Origin of the sequence: Kocuria sp., assembly GCF_030530945.1 — a bacterium.
Lineage (GTDB): Bacteria > Actinomycetota > Actinomycetes > Actinomycetales > Micrococcaceae > Kocuria.
Window position 1 is genome coordinate 11,659 of the sequence record NZ_JAUMTZ010000004.1, and the last position, 19,744, is coordinate 31,402.

Sequence of the window (19,744 nt, forward strand, 5' to 3'; positions counted from 1 at the left end):
GGGGGCCACACCAGTGAGACGGAGGTCACTCATGACGGTCATGGATCTGAACAGCGACGTGGGTGAGTCCTTCGGCGCGTGGACCATGGGGGACGACGCCGCCATCCTCCGCTCCGTCTCGAGCGCGAACGTGGCCTGCGGCTTCCACGCCGGCGACCCGTCCGTGATGGCCCGCACCTGCCGGGACGCGGCGGCCGCCGGCATCACGGTGGGCGCGCACGTGGCCTACCGGGACCTCGCGGGCTTCGGACGCCGGTTCCTGGACTGCACCCCCACCGAGCTCGCGGACGACGTCCTCTACCAGCTGGGCGCTCTGGACGCCGTGGCCCGCGCCGCGGGGAGCGCCGTGCGCTACGTGAAGCCGCACGGAGCGCTCTACAACACCATCGTCCACCACGAGGCGCACGCCCGGGCCGTGGTGGACGCCGTCGCAGCATTCGGCGGGGACCTCCCGCTGCTCCTGCTGCCCGGTTCGGCGGCGCTGCGCCTGGCCGGGCGCGCCGGGCTGCGCGGTGTGGCCGAGGCCTTCGCGGACCGGGGGTACACGCCGCAGGGCACGCTCGTTCCCCGCAGCGAGCCGGGTGCCGTGCTCCACGACGCCGCGCTGGTCACCGAGCGCATGGTCCGCCTGGCCGAGGACGGCACCCTCACCGCCGTGGACGGCTCCACCGTGCGCATCCACGCCGAGAGCATCTGCGTGCACGGGGACACCCCCGGCTCCGCGGCCATGGCCGCCGAGGTCCGTGCCGGTCTCGAACGCGCCGGCATCACCGTGCGGCCCTTCGCATGAGCGCTCCAGGGCCCACGACCCCGGAACTGCACTGGGCCGGGACCGAGGCGTTCCTGCTGGACTGCGCCGACCTCGCGGAGGTGACGCGGTGGCACGCCCACCTCACGCGGCACCCGCTGCCCGGTCAGGTGGACGTGGTCGCCGCCGCCCGCACCGTGCTGGTGGTGTTCACCGGGGCGGGCGCCGCGCGGGAGGCCGCGGGCGCCGTCGCCACCGCCCGACCCGCAGCCTCCCGCGCGGCGTCCGGGAAAACCGTGGAGATCCCCGTGGTGTACGACGGCGCGGACCTCGCCGAGGTCGCCCGGCTCACCGGGCGCAGCGAGCAGGGGGTGGTGGAGACCCACACGGGTGCCGCGTGGACGGCCGCGTTCGGGGGCTTCGCACCGGGATTCGCGTACCTCACCGCCGCAGGGGACCCGTTGGACGTGCCCCGCCGGGACAGTCCCCGCACCGCCGTGCCCGCGGGATCCGTGGCGCTCGCGGGCACCTTCTCCGCCGTGTACCCGCGGAGCTCTCCCGGCGGCTGGCAGCTGATCGGGCGCACGGACGCGGTCCTGTGGGACGAGCGCCGCGACCCGCCCGCTCTCATCCGCCCCGGGGACACCGTGCGCTACCGGGCCGTGCGGGAGCTGGTCGCCATGACGGAAGCGGGGAACACGCACGGGTCCGGTGCCGCTGGGGACGACGCCGCGGGGCACGTCACCGCGGCCGGCGCCGGCTCCGAGCGGCCGGACTGCCACCGAACGCACCGCTCGCACCCCACCGACCCGCAGCCAGAGGCACCGGGTGACCCGGCAGCGGAGGGCGCGGCACGGTGCGGCCTGGTGGTCGAGGAGCCCGGGATGCAGACGCTCGTCCAGGACCTCGGCCGCCCCGGCCTGGGAGACCTGGGGGTCTCGGCGTCCGGGGCCGCGGACCGGGTCTCCGCCGCGCAGGCGAACCGACTGGTGGGCAATGCCGAGGGGGATGCCGTCCTGGAGGTGACCCTGGGCGGGCTGTCCGTCACGGCCCGCGGCCACCAGGTGCTCGCACTGAGCGGGGCACCCGTCACCGCGACGATCCGCACCCCGGTGGGGGACGAGCGGCCGCCGCTGTCCTCCACCGCGGCGGAGGCCACCGGTTCCCCTCCGGACCTCTCAGGGGTCGAGCCGGGTCAGGTCACCCGTCCATCCACCCCGTCCGCGGAGGGGCGCACCCGCCCCGCTCCGTTCTGCGCTCCGTTCGCCCTCTACGACGGCGAGCGCCTCACCCTGGGCGCCCCCACCTCCGGGCTGCGCAGCTACGCCGCCGTGCGCGGCGGGGTGGACGTCCCCGCGGTGCTGGGCAGCCGCTCCACTGACGTGCTGTCCGGGGTCGGGCCCGCGCCCCTGGCCCGCGGGGACGAGGTGGCCGTGCGCCGGGTGGTGGGAGGGCGCGCCGTCGCCCGGCCCGAGCGCCCCGCCGTGGCGGCGCCCCGGGGAGAGACTCCGGTGCTCCTGCGGATCTCCCCCGGCCCCCGCGCCGACTGGTTCGCCCCCCACGCGCTGGAGACGCTCACGGACCGGACGTGGACCGTGGGCAGCGCCTCCAACCGCGTGGGTGTGCGCTTCGAGACGCCCGGGGACGGGAAGGTCCTGGAACGCGCCCGCACGGGCGAGCTCGCGAGCGAGGGAGTGGTCGCCGGGTCCCTCCAGGTCCCCCACTCCGGCGTTCCGGTGCTGTTCCTCGCGGACCACCCCGTGACCGGGGGCTACCCGGTGGTCGCCGTGGTCCTGCCGGAGGACCTGCCGCTCGCCGCGCAGCTCACCCCCGGCTGCGCGGTGCGCTTCCGGCTCGCACCCCCCGGTCCCCGGTCCACTCCGGCCACCGCCCCCACCGGGGCGCCCCCTCCTGCCACGACGCCGCCGGCCCCACCCCCTCGGCCCGCCGCCCCACCCACTCCCCCGCCCACGGCTGCGACCACGACCACCCACACAGGAGACACACCATGCAGAAGGTCCTGATCGCCAACCGTGGGGAGATCGCGGTGCGCGTGGTCCGGGCGTGCGCCGACGCCGGGCTGCGGTCCGTGGCCGTCTACTCCGCACCGGACGCCGACGCACCCCACGTCCACATGGCGGACGAGGCATATGCCCTGGAGGGCTCGGCCCCCGCGGACACCTACCTCAACGCCTCCGCCCTGCTGGCGGTGGCCGAGCGGTGCGGCGCGGACGCCGTGCACCCCGGCTACGGGTTCCTCTCCGAGAACGCGGACTTCGCCCGCGCCGTGGTGGCCGAGGGTCTCACGTGGATCGGCCCGGCCCCTGAAGTGATCGAAGCTCTCGGCAACAAGGTCACCGCCCGGGAGATCGCGGTGCGCGCCGGGGCCCCGCTCGTCCCGGGCACGGACGGACCCGTGGCCGACGCCGCAGAGGTCCGGGCCTTCGTGCGGAAGCACGGCCTGCCCGTGGCCATCAAGGCGGCCTTCGGCGGCGGGGGACGCGGCATGCGCATCGCCCGGGAGCCGGGCGAGGTGGAACCCGCGTTCGACGCCGCGGTGAGGGAGGCCACCGGGGCGTTCGGACGGGGCGAGTGCTTCGTGGAGCGCTTCCTGGACCGCCCGCGCCACGTGGAGGCCCAGGTGCTCGCGGACACCCACGGCACCGTGGTGGTGGTGGGCACACGGGACTGCTCGCTGCAGCGCAGGCACCAGAAGCTCGTGGAGGAGGCGCCCGCCCCGTTCCTCACGGACGAGCAGCGGCGGACCCTGCACGAGTCCGCGCGCGCCATCTGCCGCGAGGCCGGGTACACGGGTGCGGGCACCGTGGAGTACCTCGTGGCCCCGGACGGTCTCATCTCCTTCCTGGAGGTCAACACCCGGCTGCAGGTGGAGCACCCCGTGACCGAGCAGACCACCGGGGTGGACCTGGTGCGCGAGCAGTTCCGGGTGGCGCATGGGCTGCCCCTGAGCCTCACCGAGGACCCGGCCCCGCACGGGCACGCGTTCGAGTTCCGGCTCAACGCCGAGGACCCCGCCCTGGGCTTCCTGCCCACCCCCGGCACGGTGGAGGCCTTCGAGGCCCCCACGGGAGCGGGAGTGCGGGTGGACGCGGGCGTGCGCTCCGGCTCCACCGTCCCCGCCGAGTACGACTCCCTGCTGGCCAAGCTGATCGTGTGGGGCGAGGACCGGCAGCAGGCCCTCGTCCGCTCCCGGGCCGCCCTCCGGGAACTGCGGATCCGTGGACTGCCCACGGTGGCGCCGTTCCACCGGGCGGTGCTGGAGGACCCCGCGTTCACCTCCCCGGACACGCTGGGCGTGCACACCACGTGGATCGAGGAGGAGTTCGCCGCGCGGCTGGAGGCCTCCCCCCACCTCGCCCCGGACGCGGTCGGGCGCACCTCGTTCACGGTGGAGCTCGACGGGCGCGCGGTCCGCGTGGGGCTGCCGGCAGAGCTGGCGGCCGCGCTGCTGCACGGGGGCGGTGCGGGAGGGGACGTTCACGCCGGTGGCGGCCCGGCGGCGTCGTCCCCCGGAGGCGACGCCGCCCTGGCCGCTCCCCTGGACGGCACCGTGGTCACGTGGCTCGCGGAGGACGGCGAGGAGGTCCGTGAGGGGCAGCCGGTGCTGGTGGTGGAGGCCATGAAGATGGAGACCCCGGTGCGCGCCCACCGCGGCGGCACCCTGACCCGCGCGGACGTGGCGGAGGGCGACGCCGTGCGGCGGGGCCAGCGCCTCGGGGAGATCGCGTGAGCGCCGGGACCGAGGACGCCCAGGCGGGCGTGCACGCGGCGGCCACCCTGCGGAGCATGATCTCGGACGGCGCCCTGCGCCCCGGGGAGAAGCTGTCCGAGGAGGCGGTGGCACGCCGGTTGGGCATCTCCCGGAACACCCTGCGGGAGTCCTTCACCATGCTCGCCACGGAGAACCTGGTGGACCGCATCCCCCACCGCGGCGTGTTCGTGGTGAACCCCTCTGCCGGAGAGGTTCGCGACCTCTATGCCGCCCGCTGCATACTCGAGCCCGCCGCGGTGCTGTGGGGCGCGGTGGACGGGCCCCTCCTCACCCGGCAGCGCAACACCGTGGCCGCGGCGCTGGCCGCACGGGATGCGGGGGACGTGGCAGGCATGGCGGACGCGAACCAGCGCTTCCACCGCGATCTGGTGGCCGCTGCCGGCTCCCCCTCCCTGCTGGCGGACATGGACCGGCTGCTGGCGCGCATGCGGCTCGTTTTCCACACCATGGCGGCCGATCCCCGGTTCCACGCCCGCTACGCCGCTGACAACGCGGACGTGCTGGCCGCCCTGGCGGACGGGGACCGCGAACGGGCCGCGCAGCTCGTGCGGGCCTCCCTCACGGCCGCGCGGGACGAGCTGCTGCGGAACCTGGGCGAGCTGCCCGCGGCTCAGGACCAGAGCGCGGCGAGACCCGCGAGCGAGTGCCAGGCCAGGTAGACGGTGAGCAACCACGCGAGCACGCCCACCACCAGGAGCCACACCGGGTAGCGGTAGCCGTGCAGCAGGTCCCTCCGACGCCAGCCCACCCAGAGCAGGAGGGCGAAGCCGAACGGCAGGATCAGCCCGTTGAAGGCGCCCGCGAAGATCAGCAGGGTCTGCGGTGCCTTGCCCAGGAACAGGTATGCCACGCCGCACACCAGGATGAACCCCACGGTGAGCAAATTGCGGGTGCGGGGGCGGCTCCCCGAGGACGTCACGAACGAGATGGACGTGAACGCCGCGCCCACGACGGATGTGAGGGCGGCCGCCCACAGCACCACGCCGAAGATCCGCACGCCGATCTCACCGGCGGCCGCGCCGAACGCGTCCGCGGCCATGTGGTCCCCGGACAGCGCCACGCCGCCAGCGACCACGCCGAAGATCGCGAGGAACAGCAGCACGCGCATGATCCCGGTGACCATGATCCCCAGCACGGAGGTGCGCGTGATGTGGCGGACGTTCTCAACCCCGGTCACACCGGAGTCGATCATCCGGTGCGCCCCCGAGTAGGTAATGTAGCCGCCCACGGTGCCGCCGATGAGCGTGGTGACCACCAGGAAGTCCACCTTCTCCGGCAGCACGGTGTTCCTGAGCGCCTCCCCCACGGGAGGTGCTGCCACCACGGCCACGTACAGCATGAGCAGGATCATCACCGCACCCAGGCCCACCACGATCCGGTCCAGGGCCAGCCCCGCGCGCCTGGACAGGAACACGAGGACCGCGATGCCCGCGGAGATGGCCCCACCGATCCGGGGGTCCAGCCCCAGCATGGCGTTCAGCCCCAGCCCGGTGCCCGCGACGTTGCCGATGTTGAACACCGCTCCGCCCAGGAACACGAGCGCGGCCAGTGCGTACCCGGCCCCGGGCAGCACGCGGTTGGCCAGTTCCTGCGCGCGCAGCCCGGAGACGCCGACGACCCGCCACACGTTCAGCTGCACGGCGACGTCCACCAGGATGGACAGCAGGATGGCGAACGCGAACGCCGCCCCCAGCTGCACCGTGAACACAGTGGTCTGGGTGATGAACCCGGGGCCGATCGCACTCGTGGCCATGAGGAACATGGCACCCAGCAGCGCGCGCCGGTGACCGGCGGCGGGCGGGTGCGTGCTCGACGTCGTCACGAGCGGATCAGTGCAGGATGGGCAGCTGGAACGGGTAGCGGTAGGCCTCACCGTGCCCGGCCTTGACGGCGGCAATGATGTGGACCACGAACAGGAGAACCCAGTACGCACCCATCAGGATGAAGCCGACGGGCAGCAGGATCACCGTGAACACGCAGATCCACCCCACCACGTTGATGAGCCACAGGGTCACGTTGAAGTTGAACGCCCCCGCGGAGGCGGCGCGCAGGAACGGGCTCTTGTTCTTGTAGATGAACCAGACGATGAGCGGCCCCAGGAAGCCGAGCGAGCCCACGGAGACGAGAGCCGCGATGGGCCCGGCCAGGTGCGTCAGCACGGCCACGGTCTTCTCGTCGTCCCGCGGTCCGGAGGAGCCCATGCGGTTCCCGCCGGGAGCCCCGGGGCCCGGGCCGTAGCCGGGGCCACCGGGGTAGCCGCCCTGCGGCCCGCCGGGCTGTCCCTGGCCACCGGGGTGCCCCTGGTGGGCGCGGTAGTCGGGGCGCGGCTGCTGCGGTTCGTAGCTCATGTCATCTCCGTGGGGTCCGGGCCGCGCGGCGGCCCACCGGTCGTTTCCTGCATCCAGCCTAGGCTGACGCGCCGGCCGGCGCAGTGGGGTTCTCCGCAGTCTTGGAATGCGGCTTCCGTCCGGTGACCGCAGCCGAGTCGGCCGTGTGCTTGCCGACGCCCTCGGCACCGCGCAGGCCCACCCACTTGTCGTAGCCCCAGCCGCCGAGCAGCCCCACGGCGAGCGCCACCACGAGCATGACGGCCAGCCCGATGACACCCGTGGTCAGCCCGGCCTCCGGGATCGCGTCGAAGAACAGCGCGGAGCGCACGGAGGTGAAGATGTGGTGCAGCGGCTCGATGGGCGCGATGGCGCGGAAGAAGCCGGGCACGGCCTCGAGCGGCACCACGGCACCGGCGGAGGGCAGGCCCATGAAGACCAGGTAGATCAGGCACAGCAGCATGCCCACGCTGCCGCCCACGGCGAGCAGGGCCAGGACGATCGCGGAGACCGTGGACATGGCCAGCCAGCCGAGCAGGAACACCAGGAAGCCGTGCGGCACGGGCATGCCCACAGCGGAGGCCACCCACATCATGAGCCCGGAGGCGGGTGCGGCGGCCACCACGAAGGTCAGCCACTTCATGAGGAAGCCCACGGGGCGGGGCAGCACGGCACGGGGGTGGTCACGGAACACGGGGCCCATCTCGAAGGGGGACATCCCCATGCGGCTGTCCATCAGCAGGTTGAGGGCCACGGAGCCGGAGAAGCCCACCACGAGCAGCAGGATGGAGTAGTAGAAGGGGCTCATGCCCAGGGCTGTGCCCGAGGGGAGGTCGTTGTACGCCTTGGACACCATTGAGACGGGGTCCTGGAGGGTCTCCTTGGCCACGGAGCTCACGGTGGGGGAGAGCTCCTGGGCGATCTGCTCGGCAGAGCCTTCCTGGGCCTTCTGCACCTGCTGGGCGAACTGCTGGACCGCGGGCCCGCCCTGGGCGGCCTGGCGGGCCATCTGCTCGGACTGGGCCTGCTGGCTCTCCTGCAGCTGCTGCAGCACCTGGTCGTGGGCCTGCTGCTCGGCGGGCCCCACGGACTTGGTGAGCTGCTCGCCCAGCTTCTTGCTGGCCTCCTGCACACCGGGTTCGACGGCGCCGGTGGCCAGTCGCGTGCCCAGCGAGCCCGCCTGCGGGTCGGTGTAGACGGTCACCTCGGGGCGGGCCGCGTTGTCGCGGGTGAGGGAGCCCTCGATGAGGCTCACGGTGTCCTCCGAGAAGGACTCGGGCACCACCACGGCGGCGTAGAGCTCACCGCGGTCCAGCTGCTCGTTGGCCTCGTCCATGCTGAGCTGGCGAAGGTCGATCTTGTCGTTCTCAGCGGCCTTGTCCGCGAACTTCTGCACGAGGTCGGCGCCGAGGTTCTCCCGCGTCTTCTTGCCGTCCTGCTGGGGGACCTCCGCCCCCTTGTCCTGGTTGATCACGGCAATGGGGAACTCCTTGAAGTGCTTGTCCGGGCTGGACAGGCCTCCCAGGTACAGGGCGGTGCCCACGACCGCCACCGCGATGACGGCGAGGATGGGCAGCAGCCAGAACCCGAACTGGCCGAACGGCCGTCCGAGCCGGTCCCGGAGGGAAGGGGTGGGTGCGTGTTTGGGGGTCACCGGTTTCTCCTGGTGCGAGGACGTACGAATGCTGGGGTGTCTCCCAAACACGATACACTGGTGTATTGAAACTGGACGAGGAAGTGGTGGGCACGTGAGCAACCAGACAGACTGCCCCCGCACGGCCACCGCCGCGGGTCCGGGGGATGCCGCCGCCGATCAGGCGGGCGCCCAGGACGGTGCACGGGACAGGCGCTCCCGCTCCGCCACCCGGCTCCGGCTGATCCGCAGCGCACCGGCCGTGTTCGCACGGCAGGGGATCGACGGCGCCTCGGTGAGCGAGCTGTGCGCCGCTGCCGGGTTCACGCGGGGCGCCTTCTATTCCAACTTCGAGTCCAAGCAGGAGCTGGCGATCCTCGCCTTCGAGGACCTCGCCACCCAGCTGGCCGAGACCATCGACTCCGAGCTGGAGCACTGGCTGGGCTCCGGGCTGCCGGTCCAGGAGGTGGTCACCCGCATCATCGAGGGCGTCACGGACCAGGTGTCGAACATGAACCAGCAGGCGTTGCGGGTGGAGCTCTCCCTGGTGGCCTACCGCTCGCCCGAGGTGCGGGAGCAGCTGGCGCCCATCCGCGCACGGATGTACCGGGCCGTGGAGCAGGCCCTGGTGCGGGTGGCAGACGCGCAGCACCTCGAGTTCACGGTGCCGCCGGACGAGGTGGCCCGCGTGCTCCTCACCAGCTACTCGGGCCAGCTCACCGACCACATGGCCATGGGGGACTCAGGCCCCGCCGCCCAGCGGGTGGTCCCCACCATGTGGTTCGCCGTCACCCGGCCCGCCTGACCACGCCGCCGCCCCTGCTTCCTGACCGATCACACCTCCCGCCCCCCCTGCGCCACTGCGCCGGCCCGCCCCGTCCGCCCCGGATTGACCGGCTCCCGGGGTGGGCGCATCATGTACTCGCCCGCCGCACCGAGCGCGCGGCCCGGTGCCGAGTCGACGGGGTCGCCCGGCTGCGGCTCCAGTGAACGAAGGACAGCCCGTGCCTGATGCAGCAGCCGGTGGGAGCACCGTGACGGCCACCACCGAGGACACGGAGCAACGCCGTCCCTGGTACCTCCTGACGCTGGGCGCCCTGGGGGTGGTGTTCGGGGACATCGGCACGAGTCCCCTCTACGCCGTCAAGACGGTGTTCACGGTGGACGGCGGGGCGGTGCGCCCCACCCCCGTGGACGTCTACGGCGTGACCTCCTGCTTCTTCTGGGTGCTGGTGCTGGTCGTCACCCTCAAGTACGTGGTGGTGGTCATGCAGGCGGACAACGACGGCGAGGGCGGAGTGCTCTCCTTGGCGGCCCTGACCCGCAAGCGGCTGCCCCGGAACGGGAAGCTCTGGGGACTCGTCATGCTGCTGGGGGTCATCGGGGCCTCCCTCTTCTTCGGTGACAGCGTGATCACCCCGGCGGTGTCCGTGATGTCCGCGGTCGAAGGTCTGGAGCTGGTCCATCCCGGCCTGGGTACGTACGTGGTGCCCCTGGGAGCGGTGATCATCACTGCCCTGTTCCTGACCCAGCGCAAGGGCACGGACCTGGTGGGCAAGGCCTTCGGCCCCGTGATGGTCCTGTGGTTCGGGGTGATCGCCGTCCTGGGCGTGGTCCAGGTGGCGCGGGACCCGCAGATCCTGCGGGCCATCTCCCCCACGTACGCGGTGGCCTTCGTGGTGGAGCACCCCGGGGTGGCGTTCGTGGCCGGTGGCGCCATCGTGCTGTGCGTGACGGGAGCGGAGGCGCTCTACGCGGACATGGGCCACTTCGGCCGCGCGCCCATCAACAGGGCGTGGTTCTTCCTGGTGTTCCCGAGCCTGCTGCTCAACTACATGGGGCAGGGTTCTCTCATCCTGGACCGCCCGGAGACCATGGGCGACTCCTTCTACCTCCTGGCACCCCAGTGGGCCAGGCTGCCGCTGATCGTCCTGGCCACCTCCGCCACCGTGATCGCCTCGCAGTCCGTGATCTCGGGTGCGTTCTCCGCGGCCCGGCAGGCGGAGCGGCTGGGCTACATGCCGCGCATGACCGTGCGTCACACCGGTCAGCACGAGGAGGGACAGATCTACGTGCCCAGCGTCAACTGGGCGCTGTTCGCGGGTGTTCTCCTGCTGCTCGTGGTCTTCCGCAGCTCCGACAGGCTGGCCATCGCCTACGGCCTCGCCGTGACCGGCACCTTCCTGCTGACCACCACCCTGTTCCTGGTCTACGCGCACACCGGTCTGAAGTGGCCGCTGGGGCGGCTCGTGGCCCTGGGAACCGTGCTGTACGTGGTGGAGGGGCTGTTCTTCGCGGCCAACACCGTCAAACTGCTGCACGGCGGCTGGGTGCCCCTGGCGGTCGCGGGGCTGATTGCGGCGAGCATGCTCACGTGGCGCCGGGGCCGGCGGGCCGTGGTGGCCTACGAGGGCCAGCTCGAGGGCCCGCTGAGCGACTTCATCCGCCGCGCCCGCAACGGCCACCTGCGCGAGGTCCCGGGCACGGCCGTGTACCTGCACGCCAACCCGTCCTCCACGCCGCTCGCCCTGAGCGAGAACGCCCGCTTCAACCGGGTGATCCACGAGAACGTGGTGGTCGTGCGGACCCTTCCCGTGGGCGTCCCCCACGTGGCCCCCGAGCGCAGGGTGGTCGTGGACGAGCTGGAGACCCCGACCCAGCACATCACGCACCTCACGCTGCGCTTCGGGTTCCTGGACGACCCGGACGTCCCCGCGGGCCTGGCAACCGCGCGCGAGCAGGGTCTGGACATCGACGCCGAGGACGCCCGGTACTTCGTCTCGGAGCTCACCCTGATCGACGCCGGACGGCACCAGGGCATGGGCAGGGCCCAGAAGCTGCTGTTCATGGCCATGAGCCACAACGCCGCCGTGCCCGCGGACTACTACCGGCTCCCCCGGGACCGCACCGTGATGATCGGGGCGCAGCTGGAGCTGTGAGGGGAGCACCCGCGGGCCGGCGCGGCGTCGTCGTGCGTCAGACCACGTGGGGCAGGACGAGGAGCATGGTCAGGGACCACACGAGGTGCGTGACGACGCACGGCACCAGAGAGCGCGTGCGCTCGCGCAGGTAGCCCACGAACGCCCCGAGTGCCGCGGCCGCGAAGGCCAGCAGGGGGATGCCCGCCAGGGAGGTCACGGCGGTGTAGAGGATGGTGGTGACCAGGATGCGCCGCCCCCGGGGCAGAACGCGCCACAGGGCACCGCGGTAGTAGGTCTCCTCAGCCACGCCGTTGACGGCCGTGGTCAGGGCCGTCATGGCCAGGCCGCCCACCCGAGCGTGGTCGAGCAGCTCGTGAACCGGTCCGGCCAGGGGCGGGATGAAGCGCACCATGAAGCCGCCGGCCACGAACACGGCCGCGAGGACCACGCCCCCGATGACCGCGTCCCGCATGCCCTGGGGGGTGACCCGCCAGGGCAGCCGCTCCCCGGTCATGCGCACGGCGATGGAGCTGCCCGCGATGTAGACGGCCGCGAGGATGAGGGTGGCCGGGTAGAACCACGGGTCCCCCGCGGGGATCCGCAGGGACCACGCGAGACCGGCCGCCGCGAGCACGCCCGTGGCGGCCACCACCCACACGGTCCGCTTGCGGGTGGCCGTGGTGGTGTCCCCGTAGGGGCTGACACGATGTTCGCTCACCGTGGTTCCTTTCCATCCCGGCCGCTCGGGCCGGGGACGTGGGAGGGCGCTGCGGTGGCCGCCGTGCACCACGACGGCCCGGTGCGGCGGGCGGCGGGACCCGCGCCCGGGATCCCGCCGCACCGCCGCCGGGTCACTTCCGCCGGGGGTTGAGCCCGCGCAGGGTGGTGGAGAGCACGGAGGCGAACGCGGTCCACCCGGCGTAGGGACTGAGCACCACGGCCTTCTCCGGAGAGATCTTGGCGCTGCGCCGCACCAGGTCCGCGGAGCTGACCGCGAGCAGCACGGACTCCACGGCGGCCGCGCCCAGCCGCTTGCGGTTGAAGAACAGGACGCTCCACCCGGCGTTCAGCGCCAGGTTCACGCCGAGGGCGGTCGCGTACGCGCGCTGCTCGTCGGTGCGCCCCTGCTCCCCCAGGTCCGCGATGGACAGGGAGCCGATCGCGGCGATGTCCGCGTACAGCGCCGTCCACGCCACGGGGAACAGCCATGCCGGGGGCTGGAAGGACGGCTTGCGCAGCGTCTTGTACCAGAGGGTGTCCGGGGCGCTGGCGAGCGTGCCCACCACCGCCGTGGCCGCCACCGCGGCTGTGGTCGCGGAGAACACGCGGCGCCACCGGTTGGTGTCCAGGTCCTTGGTGGCCGCCCGCACGGCGTCCGCGAAGGAGGTGTGCCCGCCCTCGGGGGCGCCGATGTAGTCGTCCAGGTCCCGCTCGTGCATCACGGTGTCGTGCTGCAGGCTGCCGATCAGCGGCCGGGCCAGCTTGGAGCTGATCGGAGTGACCAGCCCGATCCAGTTGGCAGCCAGCCCGGGGGTGGTCACCGGCGCGGTGAGCATGAAGCGCCGGCCCTTGCCGGTGGCGCAGGCGTACTGGTCCAGCATGTCCGCGTACTCGATGGACTCCGGCCCGCCCACGTCGAACGTGCGGTTCACGTCCGCTGGGAGGTCCGCGGCGCCCACGAGGTAGTGCACCACGTCCGCCACGGCGATGGGCTGGATGCGGTTGCGCACCCAGCGGGGGGCGATCGCACCCGGCAAGCGCTCCGCGAGGTGGCGGATCATGATGAAGGAGGAGGACTCGTCCCCGATCACCACGCCGGTCTGCAGCGCGGCGGTGGGCACCCCGGAGTCCATGAGGGCCTGACCCACCTCCACGCGGGAGCGCAGGTGGTCGGAGAGCTCGGAGACGGGCTCGTCGTCCGGGTGCAGACCGCCCAGGTAGACGATGCGCTCCACGTGGGCGTCGTGCGCGGCGGTGGCGAAGGTCTTGGCCATCTCCACCTCCTCCTGCACGAAGTTCTCGGAGTCGCCCATGGAGTGCAGCAGGTACCAGGCCACGTCCACGTCCTGCAGGGCGCGGGAGATGTCCGCGGCCTCGGAGGCGTTGCCCTCCACGACCTCGGCCTGCCCGGGCCCGGCGGAGCGGCCCTTCGCCACCACGGCGTCGCCCCAGGGCAGGTCGCGGACCTTCTCGGCGCTGCGGCTGAGCAGACGCACCCGCCAGCCCCGCCGCAGCAGCTCCTGGGCCACCTGGCCGCCGATGTATCCCGTGGCGCCCGTGACGAGAGCCAGCCGTGCGTTGTCACTCATGTGTCGTTCCCGTCCTGTGCGAGGGGTGTCCGGGTGCGTCACCCGGCAGTGGCGCGGAACCGCCTGTGCTGGTGCCAGTATGTCAGCCTGCTGAGGGGTTCCACCACGGGCTCCGCCGGGGGCGGGACCGGCCTCAGCCGCGCACGTCCACGTCCTCGAAGACCAGGAACGTCTGGGTGTCCACCACCTCGGGCATGGGCTGCAGCCGGTCGAAGATGACCTCCCGCAGCTCGGCGGTGCCGCGTGCCCGCACCAGCAGCATCACGTCGAACGTGCCTCCCACCAGGGCCACGTGCTGGACCTGGGGGATCGCGCGCAGCTTGGGCCGCAGGGTGTCCCACGTGTTCTGCTTCAGGCGCAGCGTCACGTACGCGGACGCCTCCAGCCCGGCCTTCACGGGGTCGATCACGGCCGTGTAGCGCAGCACCACCCCGCGCTCGTGCAGCCGGCGGATCCGCTCGTAGGCGTGCGCGCGGGAGATGTGCACCGTGGCCGCGAGCGCGGTGACGGACTGGCGTGCGTCACGGGTGAGCTCCTCCAGGATCCGCCGGTCCGTCCCGTCCAGCTCCACGTCCTCCCGGTCCTGCCGCGCCATCCGTGCCGCCCTCTCCTCGGTCCTGCCCGTTTCCGTCCACGTCCCTGCCGCGCCGCCACGGCACCGGTCGACGACGCCGCCGCCGTCCACCGCGGGCCGGTGCGTCCGGCGCCGGGAGACGATCCAGCATGACGCAGGTCACATTGAGGCAATCCGTCCAGTCAAACCGCCCGAACCCAGCCTATCGTCCACGACGTGCCCCCGGTGTGGAGACGGAGCGCCCGGAATGGCCATACTGAGCGGACGACGCGTCCGAGCGCCGTCGCGCGCGCGTGCCGTGCGGCGCCCGGACGCCACCGAGTTCCACCCAGAGAAGAAAGGGACGCCCCATGAGCGAGCCCACCTCCGCCGGCGGCACGAGCGCCGCCCGGGAGAGCACACGGCCGGTGAACCCGGCCGTGGAGGCCTCCAAGAACTTCGGCATCACCCCCGAGCAGTACATGCTGCCCGCGAGCACGGAGATCCGCCTGCTGTCCCCGGACGGCACAGAGGTTCCCAGGTCCGAGCAGGGCCAGGAGCCGGGGCACGAGTACCCCATGCCGGACACGGACCGGCTGCTGGACGCCTACGAGAAGCTCGTGGTGGGCCGGCGCATCAACGACCAGAACATGGCACTGGTGCGCCAGGGACGCATGGCGGTCTACCCCTCCAGCCACGGCCAGGAGGCGTGCCAGGTGGCCGCAGCCCTGTGCCTGGAGGACCAGGACTGGCTGTTCCCCACGTACCGCGACTCCGTGGCCGTGATGTCCCGCGGGGTGGACCCCCTGGAGGTCATGAGCACCTACCGCGGGGACTGGCACGGCGGCTACGACCCCAAGAAGTACAAGGTCTCCATCCAGGCCACTCCGCTCACCACCCAGCTGCTGCACGCGGTGGGCGTGGCGCACGCCGCGAAGCTGCGCGGCGAGAACACCGTGACCCTGGCCATGTGCGGTGACGGGGCCACCTCCGAGGGGGACTTCCACGAGGCCCTGAACTTCGCGGCGGTGTTCCAGCTGCCCGTGCTGTTCCTGGTGCAGAACAACGGCTACGCGATCTCCGTGCCGCTGTCCTCCCAGACCCGCGCACCCTCCCTGGCGCACAAGGGCGTGGGCTACGGCATGGCCAGCGAGCGCGTGGACGGCAACGACCTCGCCGCCCTGCTCTCCGTGCTGGGCCGTGGCATCGAGCTGTGCCGCGCGGGCGGCGGGCCGCTGCTCGTGGAGGCCATGACCTACCGCATGCAGGCGCACACCAACGCGGACGACGACACCCGCTACCGCGAGCGGGACGAGGTCAGCGAGTGGGTGGCCAAGGACCCCATCACCCGCATGCAGCGCTACCTGGAGGACCAGGGCGCCCTGGACGAGGACGTCACGGGGAGGATCTCCGAGCACGCCGAGGCCATGGCCAAGCGGCTGCGCGAGGCGATGTCCTCCAAGCCGGAGCTGGACCCGCAGGACCTCTTCCGCTTCGTCTACCACGAACCCACCCCGCAGCTGCGCGAACAAGGCGCGCAGCTGGCGGACGAACTCTCCCGTGAGGAGGCGTGATGAGCGCGTCGAAAGTGAGCTTCGCCAAGGCCCTGAACACCGCCCTCGCGGACGCCATGGAGGCCTCCGCGGACGTGGTGGTCTTCGGTGAGGACGTGGGCACCCTGGGCGGTGTCTTCCGGATCACGGACGGGCTGACCGCCCGGTTCGGCAGGGACCGCTGCTTCGACACCCCGCTCGCGGAGTCGGGGATCATCGGCACCGCGGTGGGCATGGCCATGAACGGCATGCGCCCGGTGGCCGAGATGCAGTTCGACGCCTTCGCGTACCCCGCGTTCGAGCAGGTGGCCTCCCACGTGGCCAAGATGCACAACCGCACCCGCGGGAAGCTGAGCATGCCCCTGGTCATCCGCATCCCCTACGGCGGCGGCGTGGGCGGCGTGGAGCACCACTGCGACTCCTCCGAGTCCTACTACGCCCACACCCCGGGCCTGAAGGTCTTCACCCCGGCGTCCGTGGCGGACGCGTACGTGCTGCTGCGCGAGGCCATCGACTCCCCGGACCCCGTGGTGTTCTTCGAGCCCAAGCGGCTGTACTGGTCCACCGCGCAGGTGGACCTGGACGAGCTGCGCGAGCAGTACGAGAACGGCAGCCTGTCGCGGCGGGAGGGCCACGCCGCCGTCGCCCGCGAGGGCTCGGACGCCACCCTGATCTCCTACGGCCCGTCCGTGCCGGTGTGCCTGGCCGCCGCCGAGGAGGCGGCGCGCGAGGGCATGTCGGTGGAGGTCGTGGACCTCGGCACCGTGGTCCCCTACGACGACGAGACCGTGGCCGCCTCCGTGCGCAAGACCGGCCGTGCCGTGGTGGTGGCCGAGGCGCAGGGCTTCGCGTCCGTGGCCTCGGAGATCGCCGCGCGCACCCAGGAGCGCTGCTTCCACTCGCTGGCCGCCCCGGTGCTGCGGGTCACGGGGTTCGACATCCCCTACCCCTCGCCGTCCTTCGAGCACCACCACATCCCGAGCTCCGAGCGCATCCTGGACGCGCTGGACGACCTGCAGTGGGAGGACTGACCCGTGAGCATCAATGTGTTCAACCTGCCGGACCTGGGCGAAGGCCTGACCGAGGCCGACATCCTGCGCTGGCTCGTGGCCGAGGGTGACACCGTCACCATGGACCAGCCCATCGTGGAGGTGGAGACGGCCAAGTCCGCCGTGGAGGTGCCCACCCCGTTCGAGGGCGTGGTGCACAAGCTGCACGGCGCCGAGGGCGACACCATGCTGGTGGACCAGCCGCTGATCTCCATCTCCGACGGCGTGGAGACCCCCGAGGCCCCCGCCGGCACCGGCACGGAGGCGGGGGCTCCCGCCGCCGAGCACGCCGCGAGCTACCGCGAGGAGGAGCTCGCGGGCGCGCAGCCCTCCGCGGAGCTGGCCGTGGACGAGGCCGACCCCACCGCCGGTGAGGGCGAGGAGTCCTCCGGCAACGTCCTGATCGGCTACGGCACCTCCGCGGCGTCCTCGTCCCGGCGACGCCGCCGCAAGCGCGGCGCGGACGCCGAGACCACTTCGGCGGCCCCCACGGGCTCCGCGGCGCACGCTCAGGAGGCGCTCGCCGCAGGACCTCGCATGGCTCCCACCGTCATCTCGCCGCTCGTGCGCAAGCTCGCGCGCGAGCACGGCCTGGACATTGCCGCCCTGCAGGGCAGCGGTCCCGGCGGGCTCATCATGCGCAGGGACGTCCTCGCCGCAATCGAGCAGGTGGCGGACCAGCGGATGCGTGCCGACGCCGCCGGGCCGGCTCCCACGGGTCTGGGCGGACCCGCTCCCGTGGCTCCGACCCTGGCCGCACCCGGTGGACCGGATCAGGGCGGGGCCGCTGAGGGTGGGGCGACCCCGGCCGCACCGGCCGCGGCGTCGTCCGAGCAGGAGGGGACGGACCCCCGTACCGGTCTGGCTGTGGCCGCCCGCGAACCCGTCAAGGGCGTGCGCAAGACCATTGCGGACGCGCTGACCCGCTCGCGCGGCGAGATCCCCGAGGCCACCGTGTGGGTGGACGTGGACGCCACCGAGCTGCTGGAGCTGCGAGCCCGGCTCAAGGCCGAGGACCCGCAGAACACGCCCAGCCTGCTGGCCCTGATCGCGCGGTTCACCCTGGCCGGGCTGCGGAAGTTCCCGCAACTCAACTCCCGGATCGACACCGCCGAGGACGGCAGCCGCAGCATCGTGCGCTTCGACGGCGTGAACCTGGGGATCGCCGTGGAGTCCGAGCGCGGGCTCATGGTGCCGAACCTGCGCAACGCGGACCGGCTCAGCGCCGTGGAGCTCACGGGAGCCCTGCGCGAGGTCATCGAGGTGGCCCGCTCCGGCAAGGCCGGTCCCGCGCAGCTCAGCGGCTCCACGTTCACGCTGAACAACTACGGCGTGTTCGGCACGGACGGCGCCACGCCCATCATCAACCACCCCGAGGCGGCGATCCTGGGCATCGGCCGGATCATCGACAAGCCGTGGGTGGTCAACGGTGAGCTGGCCGTCCGCAAGGTCACCACCGTGACCATCGCGTTCGACCACCGCGTGTGCGACGGCGGCGCGGCGGGCGGCTTCATCCGCTTCGTGGCGGACTGCATCGAGAACCCCGTGCGGGCGCTCACGCAGATCTGACATCACCGCAGATCTGACATCCCCCGGGGCGCCGCGCCCCGGCGAGCTGACGACGGCGCTCGGGCTTCGGCCCGGGCGCCGTCCCCGTGTCCGGGGTCGAGTCCAGGGCGGCCGGACTCCCGCCGTGTGATCGCGCGGCAGGCCACTGGTGCGCAGGGCTGCCTGGGCGCCGTCGCTGCGGGCACGGCGGGCGCCGTGGCCGTGTCCGGGCTCAGGCCTCCGCGGGGTTCAGTTCCCGGTCCGCCCAGGCGGTGAGGCGCTCCACCAGGGCAGTGGGCAGCTTGCCGCCGACCATGGCGTGCTCGGCCCGCTGCCGGGCGGTGTGCACCATGCGCTCCACGGCGCGTACGGACCCGGAGCGATCGAGGAGCTCGCGGGCGCGGGCGGCGTCGTCCTCCGTGAGCGCGCTCCGTGCGGCGCGCTCGCACAGGGTGCGCCACGCGGGTCCGTGCGGTCCGGACGCCACGAACGTGCCGAGGACGGTGGGGCGGTCAGCGCGCAGCAGCTCCCGCGGTCCCGCGCCGTGGGGGTCCGCAGCGAGGCGCAGCTCCTCGGCCAGGCCGTGGCCCACGCCCAGGGCACGGCCAGTGTCCGCCAGGGCGTTCACGTGCGCGGTGGGTGCGCCGCCCAGAACGGCACCGGCGCGCAGGGGTGACTCCCAGCAGGGCACGGCGCCACCGATCCGCAGCGCCTCCAGCACCTCACGGTGGGAGACCGAGGCCGGGCGCCGGGTCAGCTCCCCGGTCAGGCGCTCACCCGCGGTGGCGTGGAAGACAGAGTGGTCCAGGATGTCCAGGAGCTTGAGCAGCCGGGACTCCGGGGCGTGGGAGGTGGCCACCATCCGGTAGGCACCGGCCAGGGCGAGCTGGCTCGCCAGGGAGGTGCGGTGCACGGAGTCCCCCGGAGCCGGTTCCGCGGGGGCCGCGGCGGGGGCGGGCACTCGGCGCAGGGGGCTGATCGTGGTGCCCGGGGACACGCCCTCACCCCGTAGCAGCAGGGCGGTGCTGAGCAGCTCGAAGGACGCGGCCACGGCGTTGAGCACCGGACGGGTGGGACGTGCCGGGTAGGACTCCACCACGGCCATCACCAGGTCCCGCTGCAACCCGTCCCCGGCGGCGGCGACCTCACCGATCCTGGCCCACACGTGCTCGTAGCCGGGGCTCAGCTCGGCAGCCCTGCGAGCTGAGTGCTCCAGGAACCCCCGCAGGGCGGCGGCCGGGGTGTACTCCTGTGACCTGCGCCCGGTTCCGCTGCTGGTGTAGGAGGAGGTGGGCGTCATGGGTCCATTC

General features: G+C 72.8%; 16 protein-coding genes. 9 read left to right on the top strand and 7 right to left on the bottom strand.

The genetic code is table 11. The features are described 5' to 3' along the window. Positions 1-31 precede the first annotated feature (31 nt). From Q4A22_RS05190 to Q4A22_RS05205, 4 genes are read left to right on the top strand one after another with little or no spacing between them, the layout of a single operon-like run. Complete coding sequence (locus Q4A22_RS05190) at positions 32-790, top strand: LamB/YcsF family protein (protein WP_303177672.1); 759 nt, start codon at positions 32-34, stop codon at positions 788-790. Beyond that, on the top strand, positions 787-2,772 hold the full coding sequence (locus Q4A22_RS05195; RefSeq protein ID WP_303177673.1) for an urea amidolyase family protein: 1,986 nt from the start codon (positions 787-789) through the stop codon (positions 2,770-2,772). Before Q4A22_RS05190 ends, Q4A22_RS05195 begins: the two co-directional genes overlap by 4 nt. Then, positions 2,757-4,499 carry a biotin carboxylase N-terminal domain-containing protein gene (locus tag Q4A22_RS05200; protein ID WP_303177674.1) on the top strand — a complete coding sequence of 581 codons (1,743 nt, stop codon included), beginning with the start codon at positions 2,757-2,759 and terminating at the stop codon, positions 4,497-4,499. The genes Q4A22_RS05195 and Q4A22_RS05200 overlap by 16 nt, the downstream gene beginning before the upstream one ends. Next, the gene (locus Q4A22_RS05205; RefSeq protein ID WP_303177675.1) at positions 4,496-5,200 is read left to right on the top strand and encodes a GntR family transcriptional regulator; all 705 of its coding nucleotides are present in this window, start codon (positions 4,496-4,498) and stop codon (positions 5,198-5,200) included. The genes Q4A22_RS05200 and Q4A22_RS05205 overlap by 4 nt, the downstream gene beginning before the upstream one ends. Here Q4A22_RS05205 and Q4A22_RS05210 read toward each other — a convergent pair. The 3 genes from Q4A22_RS05210 to Q4A22_RS05220 form a co-directional block, all read right to left on the bottom strand. Further along, on the bottom strand, positions 5,152-6,303 hold the full coding sequence (locus Q4A22_RS05210; protein ID WP_303177889.1) for an NRAMP family divalent metal transporter: 1,152 nt from the start codon (positions 6,301-6,303) through the stop codon (positions 5,152-5,154). The two genes, Q4A22_RS05205 and Q4A22_RS05210, sit on opposite strands and share 49 nt — an antisense overlap. A gap of 67 nt (positions 6,304-6,370) precedes the next feature. Then, complete coding sequence (locus Q4A22_RS05215; protein ID WP_303177676.1) at positions 6,371-6,889, bottom strand: DUF4870 domain-containing protein; 519 nt, start codon at positions 6,887-6,889, stop codon at positions 6,371-6,373. A gap of 58 nt (positions 6,890-6,947) precedes the next feature. After that, positions 6,948-8,522 (bottom strand): YhgE/Pip domain-containing protein, encoded by a 1,575-nt coding sequence (locus Q4A22_RS05220; protein ID WP_303177677.1) that lies wholly within the window; start codon positions 8,520-8,522, stop codon positions 6,948-6,950. A gap of 94 nt (positions 8,523-8,616) precedes the next feature. Here Q4A22_RS05220 and Q4A22_RS05225 point away from each other — a divergent pair, with 94 nt between their 5' ends. Beyond that, entirely contained in the window at positions 8,617-9,306 is a 690-nt protein-coding gene (locus Q4A22_RS05225; protein WP_303177678.1) for a TetR/AcrR family transcriptional regulator, read from the top strand. Between the two features lie 199 nt (positions 9,307-9,505). Then, positions 9,506-11,440, top strand: coding sequence for a potassium transporter Kup (locus Q4A22_RS05230; RefSeq protein WP_303177679.1), 1,935 nt, complete (start codon positions 9,506-9,508; stop codon positions 11,438-11,440). A 37-nt stretch (positions 11,441-11,477) separates the two neighbouring features. Here the strand turns inward: Q4A22_RS05230 and Q4A22_RS05235 are convergent, their stop codons facing one another. The 3 genes from Q4A22_RS05235 to Q4A22_RS05245 form a co-directional block, all read right to left on the bottom strand. Beyond that, positions 11,478-12,140: a CPBP family intramembrane glutamic endopeptidase gene (locus tag Q4A22_RS05235; protein WP_303177680.1), complete on the bottom strand. Its 663-nt coding sequence runs from the start codon at positions 12,138-12,140 to the stop codon at positions 11,478-11,480. 133 nt (positions 12,141-12,273) lie between these two features. Further along, entirely contained in the window at positions 12,274-13,731 is a 1,458-nt protein-coding gene (locus tag Q4A22_RS05240) for a tryptophan-rich sensory protein (protein ID WP_303177681.1), read from the bottom strand. Between the two features lie 133 nt (positions 13,732-13,864). Continuing rightward, complete coding sequence (locus Q4A22_RS05245; RefSeq protein ID WP_303177682.1) at positions 13,865-14,326, bottom strand: Lrp/AsnC family transcriptional regulator; 462 nt, start codon at positions 14,324-14,326, stop codon at positions 13,865-13,867. Between the two features lie 329 nt (positions 14,327-14,655). Here Q4A22_RS05245 and Q4A22_RS05250 point away from each other — a divergent pair, with 329 nt between their 5' ends. The 3 genes from Q4A22_RS05250 to Q4A22_RS05260 are packed head-to-tail and all read left to right on the top strand — an operon-like array spanning position 14,656 to position 18,455. Further along, positions 14,656-15,858, top strand: coding sequence for a thiamine pyrophosphate-dependent dehydrogenase E1 component subunit alpha (locus tag Q4A22_RS05250; protein WP_303177683.1), 1,203 nt, complete (start codon positions 14,656-14,658; stop codon positions 15,856-15,858). Beyond that, positions 15,858-16,868, top strand: coding sequence for an alpha-ketoacid dehydrogenase subunit beta (locus Q4A22_RS05255; RefSeq protein WP_303177684.1), 1,011 nt, complete (start codon positions 15,858-15,860; stop codon positions 16,866-16,868). The genes Q4A22_RS05250 and Q4A22_RS05255 overlap by 1 nt, the downstream gene beginning before the upstream one ends. A 3-nt stretch (positions 16,869-16,871) precedes the next feature. Beyond that, positions 16,872-18,455 carry a dihydrolipoamide acetyltransferase family protein gene (locus tag Q4A22_RS05260; RefSeq protein WP_303177685.1) on the top strand — a complete coding sequence of 528 codons (1,584 nt, stop codon included), beginning with the start codon at positions 16,872-16,874 and terminating at the stop codon, positions 18,453-18,455. Positions 18,456-18,666: 211 nt separating this feature from the next. Here Q4A22_RS05260 and Q4A22_RS05265 read toward each other — a convergent pair whose 3' ends face one another. Continuing rightward, positions 18,667-19,734, bottom strand: a complete 1,068-nt coding sequence (locus tag Q4A22_RS05265) for a hypothetical protein (protein ID WP_303177686.1) — start codon at positions 19,732-19,734, stop codon at positions 18,667-18,669. Between the last annotated feature and the right edge of the window lie 10 nt (positions 19,735-19,744).